The following is a 26,180-nucleotide window of genomic DNA, read 5'->3' on the forward strand; positions in this document are numbered from 1 at the left end:
GGCCATCTCAAGGTCAACGCTGAACTGGTTTGCGACAAGCAGCGTCTAGCAACTATCAAGGTTGAAATAAATTAAGTTATCGGGGTAGTTGGTATTGGAATCTCTCTGTTAGGCAAGGGGAGGTGCAGCATTTGTTTTATTTCTGAAGTCCTGCAGTGGCCGAGATCATGTGCTTGATAGTTAATATTTGCATTTTTCAAACCTCGAAAGATCTCTGCGGATGAGGCGGTCTCGCCGGGTTTTATTCTGATAACGTCGACAGTGTAGCGGTTTGCGAGTTCTTTTAAGTACTCTACAGAATTGTCCTCAAAGTGCGTGAGGCCGAAGTTTGACATGTAGTGCCCCCCTTCTATGGTTTTTGTTGGCTGGGCGAGACCCCTGGCTATGGTCTCCGCTGCCGACCATTCTTTTGGTAAGAAGCCTTTGGTTCGGGTAAAGATCCTATGTCCTTCAACGGTGCCAGTAGCAGGTGCATAGGTACGTACTATCGACCCTTCAGGTACCAAGGTTTTGCCACCAAAGATCTGGTTGGTTCCATGGGCTGACCAATAAACTGATGGGCGATGTTTTCCGGCGGGATGAATAAGCTCGAACTTTCCAAGATCTGTCGTGGTTATAGTCGTCATCCTGCGTTGTAGTGCTGGGGTTCGAGTTGGAGTTCCCGGAGTGGGGGTTGGAGGCGTTGCAGTGGAGGGAGCGTTGATTAGGTTTCTTAGAGGTTTAGGGACTGGCACTGGTATTCTGCTTGGCTTTCCAGCAGAAACCAGATCAGTATTGATGCTTGTTTCGTAATACTGGGTCCAGCAATGTTTTGGTCTGTTACGAAGTGCGCGCAGTCCCGCCATGCTTTTTCTGCCAAGTTTACCCAGCGCTTTGGGCAACGTTTTGGCTCCGCCGTGGAGCAGGTCAACCAGGCCAGCAGCCATCGCCGCCCATCCCAGTTTCTCTGCCAGTTCAGGGTTGCTCTGTTGCACCGATATCTGAGCGATGGTCAAACCTGCATACGCCAGCGTCGACCCATACATCACCGCTTTCGCCACCCCGGCCATCTGCGAGCCGAATGCTGGCGCACTGGCCAGTGCCATCATCACGTGCCCCACAGGTTCCAATATCCGCGACAGCTCAGGGTCCGACTGCCTCAATGCCATCCCCGTCGCCGTGACTGCGGCACCCGCTGTGTAGGCGATCATCAGCCCGGCGAGCACCGGCGCACTCAGGGTGCCCGCCGAGGCTACGATCATCAGCCCGCCCAGAATCGTCAGCCCAGCGAACAACAGCCATTCCCCCGTGCTGGCCGCCTGGGGCGGCGCCGTCTCCGTGCTGGGTGTCAGCGCGGCAATAATGGTGTCGAGCCGTGCCAGGCTGGCGACCTGGGCCTGGCGGTTGAGCATGATGTGGCCACTGGGGTCCTCGAAGTTGACCGGGTCGGCTTTCGGGCAATAGGCACGGTCATTCGGGCCGGCTGCACCCAGGGGGCTCCAGTCGTCGGGCTGGTAGAACACTTTGTGCTGGGCGTCGTAGAAGCGGTAGCCGTCGCCCAGATGAAAACCACCCGTCACCCGATCCACCCGCTGGCAATTGTAATCGACGCCCACCGCTTGGTCGTTGAGGGTGGCCAGATGGGTGACGCCCCAGGGCGTGAAAGTGGCCGATTGGCGCACCCAGGCGCCGTCCTTGAACTGATATTCGTCACCCCCACCAGTCTGCGGGTCGCCAAGCACGAACAGCCATTGATCGCCCAAGGCAACCGCAAGGCCTGCCTGGTCATCCAGCGTCAGGCGTTTGAGCACCTTGCCTGCGCCGTCCAGCCAGGTTTCCCCACTCAGGCCATTGGCACCATAGTTGAGGATGCGCCGCTGGTTGTTGGCGACATCACACTGGGCAATCAACCGGTCATGTTCGTCGTACTCGTAATAGCTCAGCGGCGTCGTGCCACCCTTGGCAGTCACTGACCTCAGGCGGCCGCTGTCAGTGTAGGCCAGGGACTGTTCCCGCTCGTTGGTTGCCAGGTTGCCGTTGGCGTCGTACGTCAGGGTGACCGTGCGGGTACTGGCCTTGCCGGCAAGGGTCGCGGTGCAGGTGACTGCGGTACGCCGGGTTGGATGCAGCGCATCGTCGTAGGCATAGTTGCGTACCAGCGTGTCGTTGTTGCTACGGGTGGTCGAGCATTGGGTCATGCTGCCCAGTTCGTCGTACTGGTAAGCCTCTTTCTTGATGGCATACCCTTCGTCATCCTTGACCTCTTCGCCCGCCACTGCGTCCACTGTCCACTGCTGCAATTCATCGCTGGTGCCGGTGACGCTGGTGTAATAGACGAATGTCTCGGTTCTTGCCTGTGTGCCGTCACGGTACAGCGTCTTGCTTAGCAGCTGGCTGGCCGGTGACCAGGTTTGCTCGTAGCGCACTTTCTCCTGGCGGTTCAGCGCATAACTGCGCTTGGTTTCGCGGCCGAAGGCATCGTAGTCGTGCAGCACCTGCAAGTGCTGGCCGCTGCGCATGTCTTGCACCGTGAGGCAGGCCAACTGGCCCAGTGCAGTGTAGGTGTATAGGTACTCGAGTGATCCCCGGCGCAATCGGCTGCGGTAGCCTTGGGCATTCTCCCAGGCCTGCAGGGGCAGGTCGTTGCTGTTCCATGTGCCGGTCAAGGCGCCGCGCAGGGAGGCCGCCCCCTCATCGCGCTGCTGTTGCCCGTGCACTGTCCGGTTGAAGCGCCAGGTGCCCAATAGCAGCGGCTGCAAGGTTTCGCTGGTGACCAGGCTTTGATAATCACCCTGCACCGGGCGTTCGGCCTGCAAGGCCTGTGTGACGGGGCTCAACTTGAAGGTTGCCAAAGGTGTCCTGCTATCGGTGCTGCTGCCTTTTTGTGCATACCAGGACAGGCTGCCATCGTCGTTGCGTGCATGGTAAAGGCTGGTGCCATCTGGCTTCATGTAACCGTCTGGTCGGGTCCGCAGGGTCTGGCTGGTATCGCTGCCCCTGACCAGCGTCGACACAGTGCCCTCATTGAACGTGCGGCTGGCCAATACCCGTTCCGGCGCTTTCGCCGACTTCTTCACGCTCATACGGGTCGGGGCGTCGTTCAAGCCTTCATAGGCCCAGGCAATGATCGATTTGTCCGGTTGGGTCAGTTGCTCTGGGCGCCCCAGACCGTCGTAGGTGATATCCCAGATTCTGGCTTGCTTCGCATAGCCGGGAATGTCCTCGGTCACCTGGGTGCGCTGGCCTTTCTGGTTGAGGGTCTGGGTGGTGGTGATGGCAGCACCGGCGGCAGGTTTCTCCAGGCCTTTCCAGGTTTCGTGGGTCAGGGTGACCGACCCGTCCGGCAGGTTGCGCTGGGTGGTTTGTTGAGTGGTCAATGCGCCTTGTGAGATCAGCCCCAAGGTGGAACGGGTGGTCAGCGACACATTCTGGTTTGTGTCGGTAACCAACGGGTCATGCCCGTGGGCCTGCCAGAACCAGTCCTTGCTCCGCTCGGGCAGTGCTTTGACGTTGTCGATGCGCAGGCCACCCGGCAAGTAGTCGAACATCACTTGGCCGGCCATTTGCCCATCACTGTCCCAGGATGTTTGTTCCACCGTGCAGTAATTGTCGGCACCGTGATCATCCCCTGGCACGCGTTGCAGCTCACGGCGCACGATGCGTTGCTGGCCGTCGTAATAACACTGCTGGTGGCGCCCCTGGGCGTCGCAACTCCTGACCCAGTTTCCCTTGCCGTCTTCCGCGTAGTGGATGGATTGCGAGAGGGTGGGTTTCAGCGAGGTCACTACGCCAGTGGTAAAGGCCTCTTCAGTGAACGCATAGGTGTCACTGTGCACGCCCCGGCCCAGGCTATCGTACCGATGGCAGATGAACGCTATGGCCTTGCCCTCGCTGTCTTGCCGGGTTTCGCGCAACAGGCGGCCGGTGCGCGCCGACACGATCTGGCGCTGCAGGGTGGCCGTTGCCGCCGAGTAGGGCGTGGTGCGCAGCAGTTCGTAGGTGGCAGCTTGTTTGCCGGTGGTCACCACCTCGGTCACGGTCTGGGTGCTGCGTGCATTGTCGTTCTGGTACCACTGGGTGGCGATGCGTTCGCTGCTGCGGACCGCGCCGGCCTGGTGCCGGTAGTTGGCCTGAACCAGGGAGACGGACAGCGCTGTTGGTTTGGCCAGCTTCACGTCCTGCAAGGCCAGGGTGTCGCTGTCGGCAAAGGCTTCGAAGCTTTCGAAGGTCAGCACGGTGTTGGGCAGCAGGGTGCCGTGCTCGTCGCGCTGGTTCAGGGCGTAGCCGAACAGGGTCAGTACCGGGGCCTGGCGGGTACCGTCGGGCAGCAGCAGGTACTGGTATTGCGCGCACAGTGGCAGCAGGCTTTTACCTGCTTCCGGGCGCTCGGTGCAGGTGAGCTGGGTGGCATCGGCCAGCGTCCTGCCGGTGGTGCCCGAGGTGGCGTTGGTACCGGTGGTGACCTTGGCCAGTGTCAGCCCTGCAACCAGCGTGCTGATATCCAGTGGATGGGCGTCTGCTTCGTAATACCAGAGCCGCGTGTGCAAGCCATCGTCAGTGATGAACTCTATAGGTTCCACGCCGCCGGGGCGGTAACGGGTAAGCGCGGTTTCCGTGAGCGAAGCCGCTGGAAGGGTGTGTGCTGGGCTAGAGGGGGTCTGATCTGTGCTGGTCATGGCTGCGGTTCCTCGACAGTGGCGGCGACGCGGAGATCTTCGACGGTGATGTGCTGCTCTGTTTGCCGCAGCTGGCGCAGCGTACTGGGCACGGTGTTGTCGGTCTGATAGACATGGCGCGTGATGCGCTGCTGCTCGCCGGGCACCTTTTCGATCAGGCGCGCAAGTTGCGTGGCGCCGTCAGCGCTGTGGGACCACTCCCAGCGGGTGGATGGGACCTGCTCCAAGTCGCTGCCGACAGGGGCGTGCGCGTAGCGGGTGGCTGCGGTGATCTGCATTTCACCTTCCCAGGCCCAGGCGTGGTGGGTATTGGCTTGCTGGCCACCGGGGACGAGGGTGTGCAGTTCGACGCGAGGTAATGCATCGTTATTTGGCCAGTCGTAGGCGACCACTTCTCGTGAGCCATCGTCCTGGGCAACGCAGCACAATACATTGTCCAGGATTGGCGTTGCGGTGTATTGGAAGTGCAGGCGCTGGTCGGGCTTGTCGGTCTGGGAGCCGCTGGACCGAGTCAAACGCCTGAGCAGGCAGTCCTTGATGTCCAAGGTGATGCAGCAGCGCTCATCAGTCTCTGGCCAGAGGGTGAAGACGCTCTGTTGGTTACCCTTGAGCACCGGCTCGGCGGAGTGCTCGGCCTTGAGCAGCACGTTGACACCGTCTTTTATGCTATTCAGGCGTACATGGCCCTTTACGCCTTGCCAGTCCAGTTGCAGCGCTCGGCTGTCCGCCTTGAGTTGCAGGGGCACCAGGATCAAGGCATTCCGCTCGGCATCGGCCAGTGCCAGCGCCATTTCGGTTTTCAGCTTGTTCAGCTCTGTTCTATTCGCGGTGACCTGTTTTAGCTTTTCTCGGTCCTTACCTAAAGCGTCGGCACCCCATGTGGTGCTGATAAAGGTCGCGATAACGGAAGCGAGTTGTATGCTTCGGGTTTTTTCGTAGTCATCAAGTTTTGAGCCGGCCCCAACACCAAGGCCACCGGTCAAAAAGCCACCGATAATGCTCCATATCGGCAGTGCATCTTTTGATGGAGTTTTCAGCTCCTCCAGTGCTTTATCGATTTTCGCGATACTTTCATTGAGCTTGCTTTTAAGGTTGTCTTTATACCCTCCGCCACTTTCCAGGTTGTCATGGGTCTGGGGGAGCCCAAGTACTTCTTCGTGGCCGTTCAGATATTCGACCGTGAAAGCCGACAGGTGATAGGCCTTTCGTTTACCACCTTCAGCGCTCAACTCGTCGGTAGTCCCTTGGGCTGCCTTGAGGGTATAGCCAAGGCGTACTATCGGCGTGCCATTGATTAGCCCCTTGATATCATCGATGCTGAGCTCATGTACGATCCCGTTGCTCAGTACCACGCGCCGCTTTCGATTGTCGTAAGACGAAAAACCGGAGAACGCGAAGCCATCGCCGAGGGCGCTTTCATTGGCACGTAACGGCGAGTAGTTGAACGCCAGTGAGATCGCGGGCGTACTGCCGGAAAGGCTGCAAAGCGTTGCAATTGTGTGATGGAAGTGGAACAGGCCTGTCTGGGGCGAGACACCATGAAGCTGTGAGCCGCTAGAGGCAAAGAGCTCGGACCCTTCGGTATTTGCCATGTCGGCACACAGAGTGTCGTGCGCAGGTTCTTCGATTAGTATTTTTTCTATTCTGCAGTTTTGAATTTTTCTCCACAGATAATCAGGGGATAAGACGCCGATCATGATCACTGCTGAAGCGCGATCTTCATCGCGTTCGAAAAGGAAGTTTAAGTCCAGTGCAAGTCCATAGTCATTCCGTCTGCATGAGACTAGTGAGGGGTGTTTGGCGATGACTTTAGTACCAAGCAGAATGCAGAGTTGCTTCGGTGAAGATGAGGTGTGGATGTCTATAGTTGCGAAGTTGTGATGGGTAATTGCTAGATTGGATAAGGTCTTTCTAATAAGATTTTTATCAGCGAAGGGCTCCGGGAGAGATGAAGCGAAATTAAAATCTTTTAACATGTTAAATGCTCTAAAAAATCTAAATGCAATAACCGAGGCGGCGTGAGATATTGGGGATGCTCGGCTGATGTGGATATGTCTTCTTGATAAATATCGGGTGAGGAAGTGCTTGTAATTAGCTTTTATGCTTGGTGTGGCTTGTGGGGTGTGGATATTGATTTGTGCGAGGTTCTTTTTGATTTCTTTTTCGATATAATGACTCACTGGATATTTGGGGTGTGGCTTGTTAAGTATCTCTAAATATAAATAATTTATGTCGTTTATGTCGCCTAAGTAGTCCGTGTTGAGAATGTCCTGTATGTGAAATTGGTCGAATGCTTGGTCTCTGCTGCTTATATGTTTTAAGCGCCTTAAGTCTTCTCGTTCTTCGGGTGTTGTGGAGTAGGAGTGGTTTATTTTAAATAGGGTGTTCCAATGTTCTTTGAATGGCACGTTCATTATCCGGCGATTAATGTGAACGGGCAAAGGGTTAGTGTCTTGGCTGCCAACCGCTATGGGCGTTGGCATTAGTTTCTCTAGCGTTGTTTGTAACTGGAGAACCGTTGCCTCACACGCTTTCCAAGTGTTCGGTGAGGTGCAGAAATCGTTGGAAGCGATGCTGAGTCCAAGCCAAACAACGCCGTTTTTTTTCAAATGCTCGTCAAACGTTTTCGCCAGCTTGACCCGCTTCTCTGCCTGATCTATCGAAGACTCCATCGCCGGCAAGGTTATGGATGAAGCGTGGCAGAGGTATCCCGTGCGTGTGTCACGGCTCTCAATGAGCAACCGAACACTTTCGTCGCCAAGACAAGCGTCAAGCACGTCATCGATATCCTCACCGGAGCGGCTTGACCAAGCCGGTGACGCCAAGGGCTCACTCATCCAGATGCGCAGTAGAACCCCTGCGCGCAAGCAACGCCATGTCGATGCAGGGTCCGTGCCGCCGCCACTTGCCTGTTCCAGTTTGATGTAGGGTGCCAAGGGACTGCCCGCCAACTGGCTGGCCAACGCCCTCGGCCATTGGTTCTGCGCCTGGCTTTCAATACTTGGAGAGAACGTGAACGGCGATCCCGGCAGCGGTGCGCCCGTCACATCATCGTGCACCGCAATCATCACCTCGCTATCCAAGGCCAGGTCCGAGTTCACGGTAAATGATGCGTGCTCAAGCCAATTGACGGATTCAAGTTGAACAGAAAGGTCGGACAGTTGCGGTATCCAGAGCTGATTACCCTGTTTCGCGGGCGTGATAGTGACGCCATCGTCCTGACGCTTGCCGGCCCTCAGCATCGCACTGTGCTGGTTAAGAAATTCGCACATCTGTATGCTCCAGCTACCGCGGGTGCTTTTCGCATCGGGCTGGAAAAAATGGGATTCGTACAGGTGCTGGCTGGTCCTGTGACGTACTTGGATACATGCACGTTCTCCCAAAGACGGCGCTGCATCCGGAAGCGTGAGTGCGCAGACCTGGTTGGCCTTGAACGGAAGGTTGCTGAGCAGCTTGCAATGCGAATCAAATGCCCACAAACGGTCGACCTGGCTTTTCTCGACGTTGTTATAGCCGGTGAAGGTTTGCGAGGTGGGGGCACCGGTGTTTTCGGTCAGTTCGGCGGCGTCCGACAGATGCCCGGCCTGGAGCAGCACGGAACCCTCGACCAACGTTTGGTCGGCCTGGATCGCCTTGACCAACGCAACTGGCCAGGCCACGAGGGCCTTGTTGGCTTCGGTCGCCTTCAGCGAGACGGTTTTCAGCACACGCCCGTCGATGGGGTCGACGGCCCAGACGTGAACGGTTTCGTCCAGCTGCAGGTCCCGGTCCGCCAGCACATGGCAGGGGCTTGCCCAAACGCAATCACCGGTGCCTAACGCGCTGTGCTCGAAGCCTGTCATGTTGGGGAGTTCAGCCAACAGGTCTGGCGCTATGGCAGGTTCAACGGCAGGCTCGACCGTAGGCGGAGAGATGATACCGGGTAGTTCAAGAACAAAATCAGGTCTCATTTCATGCACGAGTGCCTGGTAGCGGGTGGCCTCCATGTCCACGAAGTCAGGCACTGGGGTGCTTTCGCCGAGGAAAAAGAACACGTAGTTCAAACCTTGGTGTGGGTAAAAATTTTTGGTAAGCCTATTTGAAAACCAGGGGTTGGCAATTTTGACTTTCAATGCTTCGACATCATCATCGTTGATGAATACAGCTGTTGAGGCGTTAAGCATTGAAACCTTACCGATCTGAAAGAAGGGCGAACTTTCATAGAAACTATGCTCGGTCAGGAATGGGTGAGGGAGGGTATGGAGTTTGTCGTGGTAGCTGGTCTTCACCAGCCGCCAGCCTCTCTTGAAAAACTCGGAAAAATCGTTCGCTACTCTTTGCTTTGTTTCTTCAAGGCACTCGATGCTGTCGACCTTGCTCCATTCAATCTCAATGAAGTCTCTATATTCGAGCGTTGACGCGAGGATAACGACCCGTTTGCTGGTTCCCCACCAGTAGTAGGCATTCCCGTTGACGGTAACGGGGTCGCCTGTATTGAAGCACCTGAACACATCCTTCTCGCTGTAGCTTTTCTTGGCGCTCATTTCAACTTCTCCGGTTTGAGGCCCCAACAGGGTGCTGGATCAGGCTGCTAGGCAGATGTAAGCAGCAGGGGTGATTGAGTGTTCAGCTGGATGTAAGGAGGGGCAACTGGCAAAAATGTCAGTTGCGAAAATACGAGTTCGGATCTTGTGGCGTTGCTAATGGCATGACGGGAGCCGAGAAGAATCTCACGCGGCGCATGGCACCGGCTGCGCCGGTGTTCGCGGCTGAAGCCGCTCCCACCTGTACAGCGCACGGCTGGAAGCTGGTGATAAACCTGTGGGGGCATGCCCACGTCGAGCCCGCAGATGATAAGTCGATTCCGACAAACCTTAAGCCATTTGGACGATGTTTCCCGACCGCCCCCGGCTGACTATCCCCCATGCCCCGCCTGACAAGAACAAGAGGAACGGCTCCATGGCTGCGTTGTATCTGCCCCTCGATCGGGAGCGATGCCCATGCGCTCGGTGATCGGCTATCTGGTCGGCCTGACCATCACCGGGCCATTCGGGCGATGTTTCCCAATCGCCCGCGACCAACTATCCCCATGCCCCCGCGGCACGCCGGGCCAATGAGAGGCAAACCATGAAAAGAACAGACACCCGGTCCGCGCGCTGTGTCGAGGCCACTGCCCAGGCGCTGATGAAGGGGCGCAAAGGCCTGCTGTTGCTGTTCGTGCTGTTGACCCTGGGCCTGGGCTACAGCGCGACCCACACCCAGCTGGACCCGGGCTTCAACAAGCAGATCCCGGTACGCCATGCCTACATGGTCAACTTCCTGCGGTTCAGCCAGTACTTCACCGGTGCCAACCGTTTCCTGGTCAGCGTGCGCTGGAAGGGCGAGGGCGACCTGTACAACGCGCAATTCCTCGACACCCTGCGCAAGGTCACCGATGACGTATTCTTCATCTCCGGGGTCAACCGGGCCAGCGTCACCTCGCTGTTCACCGCCAACGTGCGCTACATCGAAATCACCGAAGAAGGCTTCTACGGCGACGTGGTGGTGCCGCCACGCTTCAATGGCAGCGCTGCCGACCTGGCCCAGGTGCGCAGCAACGCTGCGGCCTCCGGGCAGATCGGCCGGCTGATCGCCAATGACCTGAAGTCAGCGATGGTGCGTGCCGACCTGCAGGACATCGACCCGCAGACCGGCAAGGCGGTGGACTATGTCGAGGTCGCCAAACGGCTTGAAGCACTGCGCCAGAAGTATGCCAGCGACGACATCGAGATCAGCGTGGTCGGTTTCGCCAAGCTGGTCGGCGATGTGGTCGAAGGCCTGAACACGGTGATCGGCTTCTTCGTCATCGCTTTCGCCATCACCGCGCTGCTGCTGTGGCTGTACGCCCGTTCCTGGCGCCTGACCCTGGTCGCGCTGGTGGTGGCGCTGCTGCCGGTGGTGTGGCTGCTGGGCCTGTTGCCGCTGCTGGGGCTGGGCATCGACCCGATGTCGATCCTGGTGCCGTTCCTGATCTTCTCCATCGGCGTTTCCCACGCGGTGCAGATGACCAATGCCTGGAAGCAGGACGTGGTAGCCGGGGCCAGCGCCCGGCAGGCGGCGCACTCGGCGTTCTGCAAGATCTTCATCCCAGGTTCTCTGGCCTTGCTGATGAATGCCCTGGGCTTTGCCGTGATCATGCTGATCGACATCCCCATCGTGCACGAACTGGGGGTGACCGCCTGTATTGGGGTGATGCTGATGATCATCACCAACAAGCTGATGCTGCCGATCATCCTCTCCTGGCTGCGCCTGGAGCCTGCCACGTTGCAGAAGGCCCAGGCCCGCGAGGCCGGGCGCCATCGCCTGTGGTGGCGGCTGTCGGCGCTGGCCGAACCGGGCCCGGCGCTGGCAGTGTTCGCCGTGAGCCTGGCGTTGCTGGTGGGCGGCGTCTGGAAGGCCCGCGAGCTGGCGGTGGGCGATATCGGCGCCGGGGCGCCGGAGCTGCGCGGCGACTCGCGCTACAACCAGGACAATGCACGCATCATCGGCAGCTATTCGATCGGCCTTGATGTGCTGTCGGTGTTCGTCCAGGTCAAGGGCGTCGAGGAAGGCTGCCTGTCGCCAGAGGTGATGCGTGCGGTCGAGGCCTTCGACTTCCGCATGCGTGCCGTCAGTGGCGTGCAGTCGGTGCAGAGCGTGGCCGGCATGGGCAAGCGGGTGATTGCCGGCAACAACGAAGGCAACCCGCGCTGGGCGGCCATCCCGGGCTCGGCCCGCGGCCTGAGCCAAGGGGCGCGGGCCTACATGCCGGACGACGGGCTGGTCACCGAAGGCTGCCAGCAGATGCAGATCCTGGTGTTCCTTGCCGACCACGAAGGCGCCACCATCAGCCACGCCATCGGCGAAGCGCGGCGGATCATCGCCGATGTGCGCACGCCGAAGGTCGACTTCCTGCTGGCCGGTGGCAATGTCGGGGTCATGGCGGCCTCCAACGAGGCGGTCAAACGCGCCGAAGTGATCATGCTGGCGGCGCTGTTCGGCTCGGTGGCGCTGTTCTGCTGGCTGACTTTCTTCTCCTTGCGGGCGGTGCTGTGCATCCTCGTGCCCCTGGCCATCGTCGCCATCCTGTGCAACGCGCTGATGGCCATGCTCGGTATCGGCCTGAAAGTCGCCACCTTGCCGGTCATGGCCCTGGGCGTCGGGGTCGGGGTGGATTACGGCATTTACCTCTATGAACGGATCCAGCACGAGATGGCTGCCGGCGCCAACCTGCGCGAGGCGTTCTACCGGGCCATGTGCCAGCGCGGCACGGCGGCGGTGTTCACCGCCCTGACCATGTCGATCGGGGTGTGCACCTGGGCGTTCGCACCGCTGAAGTTCCAGGCCGACATGGGCGTGCTGCTGTCGTTCATGTTCCTGGTCAACGTGCTGGGGGCGATCTTCCTGCTCCCGGCACTGGCGGCCTGGTTCAATCGCGGGCGACCGCTGGTCGCCAGCCAGGCGGCGCCGAAGCCAGTGTTGGTGGGGCAACACGCAGGAGACATTCGCTAATACAAAATAAACCCTGGCGCCCCTATTGTCGGCGCCAGGGCGGCCAGCGAGACTGTGCCGCGGGCAACATCGCCATATAAAAATAAGAAGGGCAGGCCGAAGCCTGCCCGAGCGAGGAGAAGACTGTGGAAAAAGCTGTCTTGACCCATGATGCGCTGGCCCGGCTCGGCTGCGACCTGGCAACCTTCGATCGCCTGGTCGGTGAAGTCTACGAAGGCGCCCTCGACCCCAAGCTGATGGCCCGTGCGCTGACCAGCTTCCGCACCCTGTATGCCGCCAACTACGCCACCCTGATCCTGCGCGTGCCGGACCAGCCCGACATGGGCGTGATGATCATCTCCGGCGACATCGAAGGGGCCGGTGACGTCACCTACATGACCTACCCGCAAACCAACACGCCCTTTACCAACCAGCCGCCAGACCATGTGTTCACGGTCGACGACGTCATGACCCCGGACGAGTGGGAGCGCAGCGCCTACTTCAAGATGTTCTGCAGCCAGCAGGACGTGTACCACGTGATGGGCGCCGACATTTCCACCCCCGATGGCGGCAAGCTGCGGTTTCGCATCACCCGTTCCAGACGCGAGCCGAACTTCTCGGCCGATGAGCGCGCCCTGTGCAGCATGTTCCTGCCGCACCTGCGCCGGGCCCTGCAGGTGCACAACCTGCTCGACCGCAGCGAATCGCTCAGCGAGCTGTATTCCCAGGCCATCAGCCGCCTGTCGGTGGCCACGCTGGTGCTGGACGAGAGCGGCAGCGTGCTGCGGGTCAACCCGGTGGCTCAGGAGATCCTCGCCAGCGCCGACGGCTTGAAACTGGTGGGCGGGCGCCTGGAGGCGACCTACCCGAGCGACAACCGCGAGCTGCAACGGCTGATTCGCGCGGCGTTTTCCGCCGATGCGCCCAAGGGCGCCGAAGCCATGTCAGTGACCCGCCCTTCGGGCTTGGTCAACCTGGGCCTGGTGGTCGAGTCGATCCCCTCGCTGGACTGGGCCGATGAACGCGGCAAGCCGGCGGCGCTGGTGTACATCCGTGATGCGGCGAGCAAGTCGCTGGCCAGCGAAGTGGTGACCAAGCAACTGTTCAACCTGACCCGCGCCGAAACCGCCCTGGCCATGGAACTGGCCAACGGCCTGTCGCTGGAGGAGGCCGCCGAAGAGCTGAACATCCGCCGCAACACGGCGCGGGCGCACCTGCGCTCGATCTTCTCCAAGACCGGCGTGCGCCGACAGACCGAGCTGGTGCGCATCCTGCTCAACAGCGTGGTTGCCCTCGGCAAGCCCAAGGTCGCGCTGAAGGCGCCCGAGCGCCTCAAGGTGCCGCTGCCGCAACTGGCCGTGGCGCGCCGTGCCTGAGGCGCGGCCAGGGCGCCGGCCGTAGTCCGCAAGGACGATGCTGGCGCCCTGGTCTTCTGCCGATACTGCGCCGACCTATCCTGGAGATCGATCATGTCTGTTACAGCTATCAGTGGCAGTGCCTCGGGCATTGGTGCAGCCGTTGCCGCAGCGTTGCGTGCGGCGGGTCATGAAGTCATCGGCATCGACCGTGCCAGTGCCGAAGTGGAGGCCGACCTTTCCACCGCGCAAGGGCGCGCAGCGGCCGTTGCCGAGGTACTTGAACGTTGCGGCGGGGTGCTCGACGGCCTGGTCTGTTGCGCCGGGGTTGGCGTGACCGCGCCGTCCTGCGGGTTGATCCTGGCCGTCAACTACTTTGGCGTGAGCCAGTTGCTCGAAGGTTTGCAAGGTGCCCTGGCACGCGGGCGCAACCCGGCGGCGCTGGTGATCGGTTCGGTGGCTGCCACCCAGCCGGGCGCCGAGCAGCAGGCGATGACCGGCGCCATGCTCGACGGCGACGAAGCGCGGGCGCTGGACCTGGCCAATGGCCTGGGCCAGCCCCATGTGGCCTATGCCTGTTCCAAATATGCCATCACCCACCATGCCAGGAGCCTTGCCTCGGCGTGGGGCCAGCGTGGCATGCGCCTGAACGTGGTGGCGCCCGGCGCGGTACAAACCCCGTTGCACCAGGCGTCACTGGACGATGCGCGCTTCGGCAAGGCGGTGCGCGAGTTCGTCGCGCCGCTGGGGCGTTCCGGGCGCCCGGAGGAAATCGCCGCGCTGGTGGCGTTCCTGCAGTCCGAGCAGGCGCAGTTCGTCCATGGCAGCGTGGTGTTCATTGATGGCGGCATGGACGCGATGGTGCGTGCACCGCGCTTCTGACAAGGACTCCCTATGAACAAAGTGGCCTTCATTACCGGTGCCAGCCGCGGCATCGGCCGTGCGGCAGCGCTGGCGTTTGCCCGTGCCGGTTACCACGTGGCGATCAGCGCACGCACGCTCGAGGAGGGCGAGCAGCACCAGCACGCCCTGCGCAATGCTGCAGGCGCGCCGTTGTCCGGCAGCCTCAAGGGCACCGCCGAGGCGATCCGGGCGCTGGGCGCACGCGCCCTGGTAGTGCCGATGGACCTACTCGACAGCGCCACGGCCGAGCAGGCCTGTGCGGCGGTGCTGGCGGAGTTTGGGCGCATCGACGTGCTGGTGAACAATGCCATCTACCAGGGCAGCGACCTCAATTCGACATTCCTGGCGCTGCAGCCGGATACCCTGGAGCGGATGTTCAAGGGCTACATTCTCACGCCCTTGCTGCTGACTCAGGCCGTGGTGCAGCGGATGCTGGGGCAAGGCGGCGGGGTGGTGATCAACGTCACCTCCGGCGCCGGCGAAAGCGACCCGCCGGTGGCGGCGGACAAGGGTGGCTGGGGCTATGCCTACGGCGCCGGCAAGGCAGCCGTGTCGCGGCTGTCGGGCATTCTGTCGACCGAGCTGGGCGAGCGCGGGATTCGGGCCTATACCCTGAACCCTGGCGTGGTGACCACCGAGGCGTTGAAAGTGACCATTGGTGAGCAGGGTGTGATTGCCCTGCGCGCTGGTAGCGCACCGCCTGAGGTGCCGGCGGCGGTGATGCTGTGGCTGGCCACTGACCCGCAGGCGCAGCAGTACCAACGGCGGACGGTGGCGGCGCAAGGCTTGGCGCTGGAGCATGGGATCGTCGCCGACTGGCGCTGATCCTAGGCGCCTTGCTCAATTTCTGAAGGTTGGTGCAATCCTTGTGGGAGCGGCCTTGTGTCGCGAAAGGGCTGCGAAGCAGCCCCGGGGTTTCGGCGACAATGCGGGAATAGCTGGGGCTGCTGCGCAGCCCTTTCGCGACACAAGGCCGCTCCCACAGGATCCGCGCAGCCCTGGAGCCTTGCGCAGTACCTGTGGGAGCGGCTTTAGCCGCGAACACCGGCAAAGCCGATGCCATCCTCCGCGTACCTTCAGGCCCGGCGCTTGGCCAGGGTCATCGCCGTATCTTCGATCATGTCCTCCTGCCCGCCAACCATCCCGCGCCGCCCCATCTCCACCAGAATCTCCCGCGCCGACACCCCGTACTTCTGCTCGGCCCGTTTGGCAAACAACAAGAACGAGCCATATACCCCGGCATAACCCATGGTCAGTGCATCGCGGTCACTGCGGATGGGGAAGTCCATGATCGGCACCACCAGGTCCTCGGCCACGTCTTGGATGGCGAACACATCCACGCCAGTCTCGATCCCCATGCGTTTGCACACCGCCACCAGCACCTCCATCGGCGTATTCCCGGCACCGGCGCCCAACCCCGCGCAGGCCGCGTCGATACGGCTGGCACCGGCGGCGATCGCGGCAATCGAGTTGGCCACGCCCATCGACAGGTTGTGGTGGCCATGGAAGCCGATCTCGGTCTCCGGGTGCAGCGCGGCGCGCATCGCCGCCACCCGCTCGCTGACCTGGTGTGGCAGCAGGTAGCCCGCCGAATCGGTCAGGTAGATGCAGTTGGCACCAAAGCTTTCCATCAGCTTGCCCTGGGTGGCCAGGCCTTCGGGGCTGTTCATGTGCGCCATCATCAGGAAACCCACGGTGTCCATGCCCAGGTGCCGGGCATGGGCGATGTGCTGCTCGCTGACATCGGCCTCGGTGCAGTGGGTGGCCACTCGCAATGTGCTCACGCCCAGGCCGTGGGCCATCTTCAGGTGCTCCACCGTGCCGATGCCCGGCAGCAGCAGCGCCGAGACCTTCGCCTGCTTCATCAGCGGGATTACCGCCGACAGGTAAGCCTCGTCACTGTGGGCGGGGAAGCCGTAGTTGACCGAACTGCCACCCAGGCCATCGCCGTGGGTCACCTCGATCAGCGGCACCCCGGCGGCATCCAGGCCGCAAGCGATGCGCTGCATCTCATCGAGGCTGATCTGGTGACGCTTGGGGTGCATGCCGTCGCGCAGGCACATGTCATGTACGGTAATGCGTTTGCCGTTGAGGTCCATGGTTGGCTCCTTAGGCCAGGGCGGGGGAGGCGGGGCGCAGCAGCAGCTCGCCCTTGAGGATGGCTTCGGCGTACAGCTCGGCGGTACGCGCTGCTGCCGCCGTCATGATGTCGAGGTTGCCGGCGTAGCGCGGCAGGTAGTCACCCAGGCCTTCCACCTCCATGAAGATCGACACGCGCTTGCCGTCGAACACCGGCCCGTTGACCAGCCGGTAGCCCGGCACATAGCGCTGTACCTGTTCGATCATCGCCTCGATCGCGGCACGAATGGCCGGCTGGTCGGGCTCGTCGTCGGTCAGGCAGTGCACGGTGTCGCGCATGATCAGCGGCGGCTCGGCCGGGTTGATGATGATGATCGCCTTGCCCTGCCGGGCGCCGCCCACCTGTTCGACGGCGCTGGCGGTGGTGCGGGTGAACTCGTCGATGTTCTTGCGCGTGCCCGGCCCCACCGATTTCGACGCCGCAGTGGCGATGATCTCGGCGTAGGCCACCGGCTGCACGCTGGACACCGCTGCCACCAGCGGGATGGTCGCCTGGCCACCGCAGGTGACCATGTTGACGTTCATCACCCCCAGCCCAAGGTTGGCCTTGAGGTTGACCGGCGGCACGCAGTAGGGGCCGATGGCCGCTGGCGTGAGGTCGATCATCAGCACGCCCAGGGCGTTGAGCTTCTGGCTGTTCTGCGCATGCACATAGGCCGAGGTGGCATCGAAGGCGATCTGGATGTTGTCGTCCAGCACGTGCGGCAACAGGCCGTCGACGCCGTCCGCGGTGGTTTTCAGGCCCAGTTCGCGGGCCCGTGTCAGGCCTTCCGAGCTGGCGTCGATGCCCACCATCCAGACCGGTTCCAGCACTTCGCTGCGCTTGAGTTTGTACAGCAGGTCGGTGCCGATGTTGCCCGGCCCGATCAACGCACATCGGATTTTCTTGCTCATGTTCAACGCTCCACGCAAAGGTCAGGGCACGAAGCGCAGGCTGGACTGGCCCAACCCGCTCATGCTCAGGCTGATACGGTCGCCGGCAGTCACCGGCACCAGCGGCGCCAGGGCGCCAGAAAGAATGATTTCGCCGCGGCGGAACGGGATGCCCAGCTCGCCCAGGGTGTTGGCCAGCCAGGCCACGGCCGCGCAGGGGTGGCCCTGGACCGCCGAGCCCAGGCCGCTGCCGGCCGGCTGGCCGTTCTTCAGCAGTTGCATCTGCACTTTGGCCAGGTCCAGCGTGCGTGGGTCGAGGCGTTGCTTGCCGAGGGCGAACACGCCGCACGAGGCGTTGTCGGCCACGGTGTCCTGGATGCGGATCTGCCAGTTGTCGATGCGCGAGTCGACGATCTCGAAGCACGGCATCACCCACTGGGTCGCGGCCAGCACGTCCTCGGCGGTAATGCCCGGGCCGTGCAGGTCTTCGCCGAGCATGAAGGCGATTTCGCCTTCGGCGCGCGGCTGGATCAGCTGGTGCCGGGTCAGGCTGACGTCGCTGCCGTCCTCGACCTGCATGGCGTTGGTGAGAAAGCCGAAGTCCGGCTGGTGCACGTCGAGCATTTCCTGCACGGCGCGGCTGGTCACGCCGATCTTCTTGCCGACCACGCGCTCGCCCAGGGCCTCGCGGCGCTGCAGGAAGGCCAGTGAGATGCGGTAGGCCTGGTCGAGAGTCAGCTCAGGGTAGCGGCGGGTCAGCGGTTGCAGGGTGTGGCGGCCGCGCAGGGCGTCGAACAGCTCGTTGCCGAGCGCGGTGATCAGATGGGCATCCATGGCAGGATTCTCTTTTTCAGGGGCAACTGCTTTCGGGAATAAAAAAAGCCGGCCCGAGCAAAGGAGGGCCGGCAAAGGAAACCGGGGGTCAGCCGACCCAGACGCTGGAGTCGGCGCCGCCGTCGACGTCGATGACCTTGCCGGTGACCCAGGCCGATGCCGGCGAGGCCAGGTACAGCGCGGCGGCGGCGATGTCTTCGGGGCTGCCCAGGCATTTGAGCGGGGTGTTAGCCTCCATGGCCTGGCGCATGGCGGCCGGCATCACGCTGTTCAGCGCGGCGGTGAGGGTCGGGCCGGGGGCCACGGCGTTGACCCGCACCTGGGGTGCGAAGTCCTGGGCCAGCAGGCGGGTCAAGTGGCTGAGCGCCGCTTTGGCCGTGCCATAGGCGCTGAAGTGGCGCTGCGAATAGCGCGCCGCCACCGAGCTGATGTTGACGATGTTGCCGCCGCCGGCATCGCGCATCAGCGGCACGCACAGCTGGCAGAACGCGTAGGCGCTGGACACGTTGAAGCGCAGGATCTCGTCGAACTGCTCCGGGCTCAGGCCCAGCGGGTCGTTGGGGCCACCGCCGCCAACGTTGTTGACCAGGTGGGTGATGCGGCCAAGGTGCTCATGGCTCTGGCGCACCAGCGCCTGGCGCTGCTCGCTGTCGTTGACATCGCAGGCGAAGGCCAGGGCATTGCGCCCCAAGGCGCGAATCTCCTCGGCCACCGCTTGCACATCGTCCAGCGAACGGGCGGCGCAGACCACGTCGGCGCCTGCTTCGGCATAGGCCAGGGCGATGGCCCGGCCGATGCCACGGCCGCTGCCGGTGACAATGGCGACGCCGCCGTCGATACGGAATCGCTGCAGGATGCTCATGACGGTATCTCCTTTTCAGGGCTATCGATGACACCGACTATGGCCATACCGGCCGCCCCCGTCATCGTCTCAACGGACTAGCGCCCAGGGCGCGCCGGCACTAGTCCGCTTTGACGATGATCGATTGCCTGGGCGCCCCGATGATCGATCCCAGCTCGCGCAGTGGCGCAGCGAGACCGGGAGAGACCAGTGATGCACAGCTTGCGAGAAAAGACCCAGGAAGAAGTCGAACTGATCGAACGTGCGCGGCGCATGGTGCCGCAGCTCAAGGAGCGTGCAGCGCAGGCCGAGCGCGACCTGCGCATCCCCGACCAGACCATCGCCGAACTGCAGTCGGCCGGCCTGCTGCGTGCCCTGCAACCGCGCGCCTTTGGCGGTTATGAAGTGGACCCGCGGACGTTCTTCGAAATCCAGATGATCCTCGGTGAAGGCTGCATGTCGACCGCCTGGGTCTATGGGGTGATGGGCGTGCACCCGTGGCAGGTGGCGCGCTACCCGGTCGAGGCCCAGCGCGAGGTCTGGGAGCAGGACCATGGCGCGCTGATTTCCTCGACCTACATGCCGGCGGCCAAGGTCAGCGTGGTACCCGGTGGCTACCGCATCAGCGGGCGCTGGGGCTTTTCCAGCGGTAGCGAACACTGCCAGTGGGTGCTGCTCGGCGGCATCCTGCCGGCCGACGGTGACTTTGCCAGCGAGCACGGCACCTTCCTGCTGCCCCGCGCCGACTACCGTATCGAACCCAACTGGGATGTGCTCGGCCTGCGCGGCACCGGCAGCCACGACATCGTGGTCGAGGATGCCTTCGTCCCGGCCCATCGCGTGCAACGCACCAACAACTGGCAGATCGAGGCGACCCCGGGGCGCCTGGTGAACACCAACCCGATCTACGCGATCCCGTTCGCCCAGGTGTTCTCCCGGGCAGTCTCGACCTCGGCCATCGGTGCCCTGCAAGGGGCGATCGATACCTTCCGCGACAACGCCGCCCAGCACATCGGCAAGCACGGTGCGCGCACCGCCGACGACCCAGTCGCGCAAACCGCGGTGGCCGAGGCGGTGATTACCGTCGACAGCCTGAAGCTGGTGCTGGAGCGTAACTACGAGCACCTGATGCAACTGGCCCGCGCCGGCGAGTACCCGGACACCGAAACGCGCCTGCTGTACCGCTACCAGTCGTCCTACGTCACCAACATCTGTGCCGAGCGCATCAGCGACCTGCTGCGCAGCATGGCGGCGTCGGGGCTGTACAACAGCAACCCGGTGGCGCGGCTGTTCCGCGACCTGCACCAGGCGCGCGGGCATATCGCCAACAACTTCATGGCCTACGGTCGCAGCTTCGGCGCGGTGCAGCTGGGCCTGCCCAACCCGGACCCGTTCGTCTGAGCCAGGTGACAGCGAGTACCTGAACCATGAATGACTATCTTGCCTTGCGTGTGGCGCAGGTGATCGAGGAAACCGCCGATGCCCGTTCGCTGGTGTTCGACGTGCCCGCATCGCTGGCCGAGCGCTTTCACTACAAACCTGGCCAGTTCCTGACCCTGCGGGTGCCGTACGACGGCGGCTGGCTGCCACGCTGCTACTCGCTGTCGAGCACGCCGCTGCTCGATGAACCGTTGCGGGTGACCGTGAAACGGGTACGTGACGGCCGCGCCTCGAACTGGTTGTGCGAGGAACTGCAGGCCGGCCAGACCCTGCAGGTGCTGCCGCCGGCCGGGGTGTTCGTGCCCCGCGACCTGCAAGGTGACCTGCTGTTGTTCGGTGGCGGCAGCGGCGTCACGCCGGTGCTGTCGATCCTGCGTTCGGCGCTGCTGGCCGGGCAGGGGCGGGTGCTGCTGATCTACGCCAACCGTGACGAACAGTCGGTGATCTTCCGCGATGAGTTGCGCGTGCTCGCGGCCGCCCACCCGCAGCGCCTGCAGGTGGTGCACTGGCTCGACTCGGTGCAAGGCGTGCCGGCCGTGGCGCAGCTGGCCGAGCTGGCCCAGCCGATGGTCGATGCCCAGGCGTTCATCTGTGGCCCGGGGCCGTTCATGGACGCCGCCGTGCAGGCGCTGGCCAGCCTCGGCATGCCCAGCGCCCGCGTGCATGTGGAGCGCTTCGTCTCGCTGCCCGGTGAAGGCGAGCTGCCCCAGGCCAGCCACAGCGAGGCGGCGATGGCCGCGCAGCTGGCGGTGCGCCTGGACGGCGAAGACCACGAACTGGACTGCGCCAGCGGCGAGACCCTGCTCGATGCCATGCAGCGCGCCGGCCTCGAACCGCCCAGCGCCTGCCGCGTGGGCGGCTGCGCCTCGTGCATGTGCACCCTGGAGAGCGGCGCGGTCGAGTTGCTGCACAACGATGCCCTGGATGCCGACGAGCTGGCCGAAGGCTGGATCCTGGCCTGCCAGGCCGTGCCTACCAGCCCGGTGCTGCGTATCCGCTTTCCCGAGTGATGCCGATGAGTGAGCCTTGCATGAACCCGAACTTCGCTACCTCCCAAGCGCCGGCCGCTGCGCCGGCCACCATCGCCCGCCTGCTGTTCGACAGCGCCCAGCGCTTTGCCGGCCATGTCGCCATCGAAGAGCACGGCCAGTGCCTGGATTATGCCGACCTGCCGGAGCAGGTACTGCAGGTGACCCGTGGGCTGATGGCGCTGGGCATCCAGCCGGGCGACCGGGTCGGCCTATGGGCGCCCAACAGCCGCGAGTGGATCCTCGCCGCGCTGGGCATCCACTGCGCCGGCGCGGTGCTGGTCCCGGTCAACACCCGCATGAAGGGCGCCGAAGCGGCGGACGTGCTGGCCCGCAGCGGCTGCCGGGTGCTGTTCGTGCAACAGCGCTTCCTCGACGTTGACTACCCGGCGCTGCTCGCCCCCCATCGCCCGGCGACCTTGGAGCACCAGGTGATCTTCGCCTGCGACCAGGCCGCTGCCGCCCACGACCTGAGCCACGAGCGGTTTTTGCTCGGCGCCGCGACCATCGAGCCGCTGACCGCCAGGCGCCGGGCCCTGAGCATTCAGCCAGAGTCGATCTGCGACCTGCTGTTCACCTCGGGCACCACCGGCAAGCCCAAGGGCGTGATGAGCGCCCATGGCCAGAACCTGCGGGCCTTTGCCGAGTACGTGCGGGTGCTGGGGCTGGTGCCGGGCGACCGCTACCTGATCGTCAACCCGTTCTTCCATGCCTTTGGCTACAAGGCCGGCTGGCTGACCTGCCTGATTGCCGGGGCGACCATCCTGCCGCACGCGGTGTTCGATGCCGAGGCGGTGTTCCAGCGCATCGCCCGCGAGCGCATCAGCGTGCTGCCCGGGGCGCCGACCCTGTACCTGTCCCTGCTGGCCCATCCGCGCCTGGCCGAAACCGACCTGTCCAGCCTGCGCATCGCCGTGACCGGCTCGGCGAGCATCCCGCCGAGCCTGATCGAACGCATGCGCAACGAACTGGGCTTCAGCGTAGTGACCACCGCCTACGGCCTGACCGAGTGCGGTGGCCTGGCCACCCTGTGCGACCCGCAGGCACCGGCCGAAGTCATTGCCGGCACCAGCGGGCGGCCGTTGCCGGGCACCGAAGTGAGCATCCGCGATGCCGCCAACCGCGCCGTGGCCCAGGGCGAAACCGGGGAAATCTGCCTGCGCGGCTTCCACGTCATGCAGGGCTACTTCCAGGACCCGGCCGCCACCGCCGAAGCAATCGACGCCGAGGGCTGGTTGCACACCGGCGATGTCGGGCGCCTGGACCCCGAGGGCAACCTGGCCATCACCGACCGCCTCAAGGACATGTACATCGTCGGCGGCTTCAACTGCTACCCGGCGGAAATCGAGGCCGCACTGCTGGCCCACCCGGCCATCGCCCAGGTGGCGGTGATCGGCATTGCCGATGTGCGCATGGGCGAGGTGGGGTGCGCCTGCGTGGTGCTGCGCGAGGGGCAGCAGCTCGATGAGCAGGCACTGATCGGCTGGAGCCGCGAGCGCATGGCCAACTACAAGGTGCCACGCCAGGTGCGGTTCTTCGCGGCACTGCCGCTGAACCCGTCGAACAAGGTCGCCAAGAACGACCTGAGGCATGCCGTGGCCCAGGCCTGAAAGTACTGCAACGGACGAAAACAATAACAACAAAGGAGAGCAGCATGTCTACCGCAAATACGGGCCTGGCCCGGCGCCGCTGGCTGGCCGTGGCCATCGGCCTTGCCAGTGGCTGCGCCAGTGCCGGGCCGACCCTGGAGCTGGGTGAGGACACTACCCTCGACTCATCGCTCACAGTCAACTACACGGCGTCGATGCGTACTGCCAAGCAGGCCAACCAATACCTGAACGACATCAACAATGATGATGGCACGCGCAATTTCAAGCGCGGCTCGCTGATCACCAACCGGCTCAGCCTGTTCGGTGAACTGCGCCTGCGCCATGACAACGTTGGTGCGGTGGTCCGTGGCAGCCACTTCTATGACGACGTCTACCACCAGCGCAATGCCAACGACTCGCCACAGACGGTGAACAAGGTCGGCCGCCCCGACGGCTTCGTCGAGGACACCCGGCGCCTGAGCGGCAGCAAGGCGCGCCTGCTCGATGCCTATGTGTATGGCAACTACGAACTGGGCGAAACCCAATACCTGTCGCTCAAGGCCGGCCGCCACCTGGTGGCCTGGGGCGAGAGCCTGTTCTGGGCCAACATCAGCCAGGGCCAGGCGCCGGTGGACGCGACCAAGTTCAACGTGCCGGGTACCGAGGCCAAGGACGCCTACCTGCCGGTAGGACAGGTGTCGGCCTCGTGGTCGCTGAACGAAGACCTGGCGCTGGTCGGCTTCTACCAGTACGAATGGGAAAAGACCCAGCTCAACCCGGTGGGCGACTACTTCGGCAGCGACACTTTCGGCCCCGGCGCGGAGTTCTTCCGACTCAGTGCCGGGGCGATCGACAGCCTGCCGGACAAGACCTTCACCGGCGTCAACTATGCCGGTGAGGTCAAGCCCCGTGACGGCGGCCAGTGGGGCATGGGCGTGCGCTACCGGGTCACCGAAAACACCGAGGTGGGGCTGTTCCACTACCGCTACCACGAGCGTGTCGGCTCGCTGTACTTCGACTTCACCGGGCAGACCCAGTACTCGTCAAACGCGCGCATTAGCGCCCGCGCCAATACCGGGGCGGCGCCGGCCTATCGCCTGGGCTACTTCGAGGACGTCGAGCTGACCGGGGTGAGCTTCAGCTCCAAGGTCGGCGATTCGGTGCAGTACGCCGGCGACCTCAGCTACCGCGACGGCGCCTCGGTGTACCTGAACAACGGCGCGCCGACCAGCGGGCAGATCTGGCAAGGCAACCTCAACGCCTCGTACATCCTCGGCCCGAGCTGGCTGGCCCAGCAGACCACCGTCATGGGCGAAGTGGTGCACCAGTACATCGAGGGTGTCGACACCCTGGTGATCACCGGGGGCGGTGCGGGGGTCGACGGCCGCTTCGACGACTTCCAGTCCAAGACCCAGACCCGCGGCTCGACCCTGCTCGGCGTGGGCACCTATATGGACTACCCGTCGATCGCCGACGGCCTGGACCTGACCACCCGGGTGGTCTGGCAGCAGAACGTCGACGGCAGCGCCTACCAGGGCCTGGGCCGTGCCGAGAAGCGCCTGACCGTCGGCGGCGACTTCAAGTACCTGGGCAACTTCCAGGTCGGGCTGACCTACGTCGCCTACCTGAGCTCCCCGGACGTCGCCCAGGGCCGCCTGCTGGCGGACCGCGACTACCTGTCGTTCAACGCCAAATACACCTTCTGAGCCCAGTACAACCAGAACGAGGCCTGACATGCACCAGAACCCCGATCGATCGCCGTTCAGCCCGGTCAGCATTGGCCCGCTGACCTTGAAAAACCGCTTCATCAAGGCCGCCACCAACGAGGGCATGAGCGCCCAGGGCGTGCCGTCGCGGCAACTGGCCAAGCTGCACGCGGGCCTGGCCAGCGGCGGCGTGGCGCTGACCACCGTGGCCTACTGCGCGGTCAGCCGCGACGGCCGCACGCTGCCCAACCAGCTGATCCTCGAGCGCGACAGCCTGCCGCATTTCAAGGCCCTGACCGATGCGGTGCACCGCGAAGGCGGCAAGGCCAGCGCGCAGATCACCCACGGCGGCTGCTTCACCTTCATCCGCGAGCGCTCCACGCCCAGGCCGTTGTCGGCCAGTGGCGGTTTCAACAAGATCGGCATGATGAGCGGCATGTTCCTCAAGCAGGCGATGAACGAAGCCGACATGCAGCAGGTGGTGCGCGACTTTGCCCAAGGCGCACGGCTGGCCCGCGAAGCCGGTTTCGACGCCGTGGAAATCCACATGGGCCACGGCTACCTGCTCAGCCAGTTCATCTCGCCGCTGTACAACAAGCGCCGCGACCAGTACGGCGGCAGCCTGGAAAACCGCCTGCGCTTCCCGCGCCGGGTACTGCGGGCGGTGCTGGATGCGGTCGGCCAGGACCTGGCGGTGGTGTGCAAGTACAGCATCACCGAGGGTGTGCGCGCCGGCAACAGTGCCGAGGACGGCGCGCAGATCGCGCGCATGCTGGAGCAGGAGGGTGCGCACCTGCTGGTGCTTAGCGCCGGGATGAATGCCGAGTCGATCACCACCATGTTCGGCTCGTCGTTCCCCAAGGAAAACCGCGTGCAGCAGAAGAACCCGCTGATTGCCCTGGCGATGGCGCTGCAGCGGCGCATGGACCCGGTGGTGGAGTTTCGCGAGCTGTACCTGCTGGAACATGCGCGCAAGGTGCGTGCGGCGGTGAAGATGCCCCTGGCGTACCTGGGCGGAGCCAAGAGCCTTGCCAGCATCGAGCAGGTGATGGCCGAGGGCTTCGACCTGGTGGCCATGGGGCGGGTGCTGATTGCCGAGCCGGATTATGTGAACAAGCTGGCCAGTGGCGCGAGCCGCAACTCGATCTGCACGGCGTGCAACCGCTGCGTGGCGATGATGTATACCCCGGGGGGCACTTCCTGTGTGCTGGGGCAACCGGGTGATGCTCAGCTCAACAACCAGCGGGCTGCTGGCTGACTTACATCAGACTTTCGGGCTGCGCGGACTCCTGTAGGAGCGGCCTTGTGTCGCGAAAGGGCTGCGAAGCA

Annotated in this window: 15 protein-coding genes; 9 read left to right on the top strand and 6 right to left on the bottom strand. The window is 63.2% G+C overall.

Annotated elements, in window-relative coordinates; genetic code table 11:
- Positions 1-71: 71 nt before the first annotated feature.
- Together ACLEJU_RS18675 and ACLEJU_RS18680 are read right to left on the bottom strand one after the other, a co-directional pair.
- Positions 72-4,655: an RHS repeat-associated core domain-containing protein gene (locus ACLEJU_RS18675; protein ID WP_435423483.1), complete on the bottom strand. Its 4,584-nt coding sequence runs from the start codon at positions 4,653-4,655 to the stop codon at positions 72-74.
- Positions 4,652-9,178, bottom strand: a complete 4,527-nt coding sequence (locus tag ACLEJU_RS18680) for a hypothetical protein (protein ID WP_435423484.1) — start codon at positions 9,176-9,178, stop codon at positions 4,652-4,654. Before ACLEJU_RS18680 ends, ACLEJU_RS18675 begins: the two co-directional genes overlap by 4 nt.
- Before the next feature lie 583 nt (positions 9,179-9,761).
- Between ACLEJU_RS18680 and ACLEJU_RS18685 the strand changes: the two genes are divergently transcribed.
- From ACLEJU_RS18685 to ACLEJU_RS18700, 4 genes are all read left to right on the top strand, one after another.
- Positions 9,762-12,164, top strand: a complete 2,403-nt coding sequence (locus ACLEJU_RS18685) for an efflux RND transporter permease subunit (RefSeq protein ID WP_435423485.1) — start codon at positions 9,762-9,764, stop codon at positions 12,162-12,164.
- A gap of 125 nt (positions 12,165-12,289) precedes the next feature.
- Positions 12,290-13,519 carry a helix-turn-helix transcriptional regulator gene (locus ACLEJU_RS18690; RefSeq protein ID WP_435423486.1) on the top strand — a complete coding sequence of 410 codons (1,230 nt, stop codon included), beginning with the start codon at positions 12,290-12,292 and terminating at the stop codon, positions 13,517-13,519.
- A gap of 93 nt (positions 13,520-13,612) precedes the next feature.
- Positions 13,613-14,380, top strand: coding sequence for an SDR family oxidoreductase (locus ACLEJU_RS18695; protein WP_435423487.1), 768 nt, complete (start codon positions 13,613-13,615; stop codon positions 14,378-14,380).
- A 12-nt stretch (positions 14,381-14,392) separates the two neighbouring features.
- Complete coding sequence (locus ACLEJU_RS18700; RefSeq protein ID WP_435423488.1) at positions 14,393-15,226, top strand: SDR family NAD(P)-dependent oxidoreductase; 834 nt, start codon at positions 14,393-14,395, stop codon at positions 15,224-15,226.
- A 251-nt stretch (positions 15,227-15,477) separates the two neighbouring features.
- Here ACLEJU_RS18700 and dmpG read toward each other — a convergent pair whose 3' ends face one another.
- The 4 genes from dmpG to ACLEJU_RS18720 form a co-directional block, all read right to left on the bottom strand.
- Positions 15,478-16,500 (bottom strand): 4-hydroxy-2-oxovalerate aldolase, encoded by a 1,023-nt coding sequence (dmpG, locus tag ACLEJU_RS18705; protein ID WP_435423489.1) that lies wholly within the window; start codon positions 16,498-16,500, stop codon positions 15,478-15,480.
- Between the two features lie 10 nt (positions 16,501-16,510).
- Complete coding sequence (locus tag ACLEJU_RS18710; protein WP_435423490.1) at positions 16,511-17,434, bottom strand: acetaldehyde dehydrogenase (acetylating); 924 nt, start codon at positions 17,432-17,434, stop codon at positions 16,511-16,513.
- Positions 17,435-17,455: 21 nt separating this feature from the next.
- Entirely contained in the window at positions 17,456-18,247 is a 792-nt protein-coding gene (locus tag ACLEJU_RS18715) for a fumarylacetoacetate hydrolase family protein (protein ID WP_435423491.1), read from the bottom strand.
- 88 nt (positions 18,248-18,335) lie between these two features.
- Positions 18,336-19,109 carry a glucose 1-dehydrogenase gene (locus ACLEJU_RS18720; protein ID WP_435423492.1) on the bottom strand — a complete coding sequence of 258 codons (774 nt, stop codon included), beginning with the start codon at positions 19,107-19,109 and terminating at the stop codon, positions 18,336-18,338.
- 192 nt (positions 19,110-19,301) lie between these two features.
- On the opposite strand from ACLEJU_RS18720, the gene ACLEJU_RS18725 reads away from it, so the two are divergent.
- Genes ACLEJU_RS18725 through ACLEJU_RS18745 form a run of 5 tightly spaced genes read left to right on the top strand, consistent with a single transcriptional unit; the run spans position 19,302 to position 26,109 of the window.
- The gene (locus ACLEJU_RS18725; protein WP_435423493.1) at positions 19,302-20,489 is read left to right on the top strand and encodes an acyl-CoA dehydrogenase family protein; all 1,188 of its coding nucleotides are present in this window, start codon (positions 19,302-19,304) and stop codon (positions 20,487-20,489) included.
- 26 nt (positions 20,490-20,515) lie between these two features.
- Positions 20,516-21,538 (top strand): 2Fe-2S iron-sulfur cluster-binding protein, encoded by a 1,023-nt coding sequence (locus tag ACLEJU_RS18730; protein ID WP_435423494.1) that lies wholly within the window; start codon positions 20,516-20,518, stop codon positions 21,536-21,538.
- Positions 21,539-21,558: 20 nt separating this feature from the next.
- Positions 21,559-23,166 carry a FadD3 family acyl-CoA ligase gene (locus ACLEJU_RS18735; RefSeq protein ID WP_435423521.1) on the top strand — a complete coding sequence of 536 codons (1,608 nt, stop codon included), beginning with the start codon at positions 21,559-21,561 and terminating at the stop codon, positions 23,164-23,166.
- Between the two features lie 44 nt (positions 23,167-23,210).
- Complete coding sequence (locus tag ACLEJU_RS18740) at positions 23,211-24,851, top strand: DUF1302 domain-containing protein (protein ID WP_435423495.1); 1,641 nt, start codon at positions 23,211-23,213, stop codon at positions 24,849-24,851.
- A gap of 28 nt (positions 24,852-24,879) precedes the next feature.
- On the top strand, positions 24,880-26,109 hold the full coding sequence (locus ACLEJU_RS18745; protein ID WP_435423496.1) for an NADH:flavin oxidoreductase: 1,230 nt from the start codon (positions 24,880-24,882) through the stop codon (positions 26,107-26,109).
- Positions 26,110-26,180: the final 71 nt, after the last annotated feature.

The organism is Pseudomonas sp. SMN11 (assembly GCF_052041945.1).
GTDB lineage: Bacteria > Pseudomonadota > Gammaproteobacteria > Pseudomonadales > Pseudomonadaceae > Aquipseudomonas.

Bases quoted from the DNA above. Each gene is read 5' to 3' on its own strand.
- ACLEJU_RS18745 (WP_435423496.1), top strand. From the start codon at position 24,880: ATGCACCAGAACCCCGATCGATCGCCGTTCAGCCCGGTCAGCATTGGC.
- ACLEJU_RS18740 (WP_435423495.1), top strand. From the start codon at position 23,211: ATGTCTACCGCAAATACGGGCCTGGCCCGGCGCCGCTGGCTGGCCGTG.
- ACLEJU_RS18675 (WP_435423483.1), bottom strand. From the start codon at position 4,655: ATGACCAGCACAGATCAGACCCCCTCTAGCCCAGCACACACCCTTCCA.
- ACLEJU_RS18700 (WP_435423488.1), top strand. From the start codon at position 14,393: ATGAACAAAGTGGCCTTCATTACCGGTGCCAGCCGCGGCATCGGCCGT.
- ACLEJU_RS18680 (WP_435423484.1), bottom strand. From the start codon at position 9,178: ATGAGCGCCAAGAAAAGCTACAGCGAGAAGGATGTGTTCAGGTGCTTC.
- ACLEJU_RS18730 (WP_435423494.1), top strand. From the start codon at position 20,516: ATGAATGACTATCTTGCCTTGCGTGTGGCGCAGGTGATCGAGGAAACC.
- ACLEJU_RS18725 (WP_435423493.1), top strand. From the start codon at position 19,302: ATGCACAGCTTGCGAGAAAAGACCCAGGAAGAAGTCGAACTGATCGAA.
- ACLEJU_RS18695 (WP_435423487.1), top strand. From the start codon at position 13,613: ATGTCTGTTACAGCTATCAGTGGCAGTGCCTCGGGCATTGGTGCAGCC.
- dmpG (WP_435423489.1), bottom strand. From the start codon at position 16,500: ATGGACCTCAACGGCAAACGCATTACCGTACATGACATGTGCCTGCGC.
- ACLEJU_RS18710 (WP_435423490.1), bottom strand. From the start codon at position 17,434: ATGAGCAAGAAAATCCGATGTGCGTTGATCGGGCCGGGCAACATCGGC.
- ACLEJU_RS18720 (WP_435423492.1), bottom strand. From the start codon at position 19,109: ATGAGCATCCTGCAGCGATTCCGTATCGACGGCGGCGTCGCCATTGTC.
- ACLEJU_RS18715 (WP_435423491.1), bottom strand. From the start codon at position 18,247: ATGGATGCCCATCTGATCACCGCGCTCGGCAACGAGCTGTTCGACGCC.
- ACLEJU_RS18685 (WP_435423485.1), top strand. From the start codon at position 9,762: ATGAAAAGAACAGACACCCGGTCCGCGCGCTGTGTCGAGGCCACTGCC.
- ACLEJU_RS18735 (WP_435423521.1), top strand. From the start codon at position 21,559: ATGAACCCGAACTTCGCTACCTCCCAAGCGCCGGCCGCTGCGCCGGCC.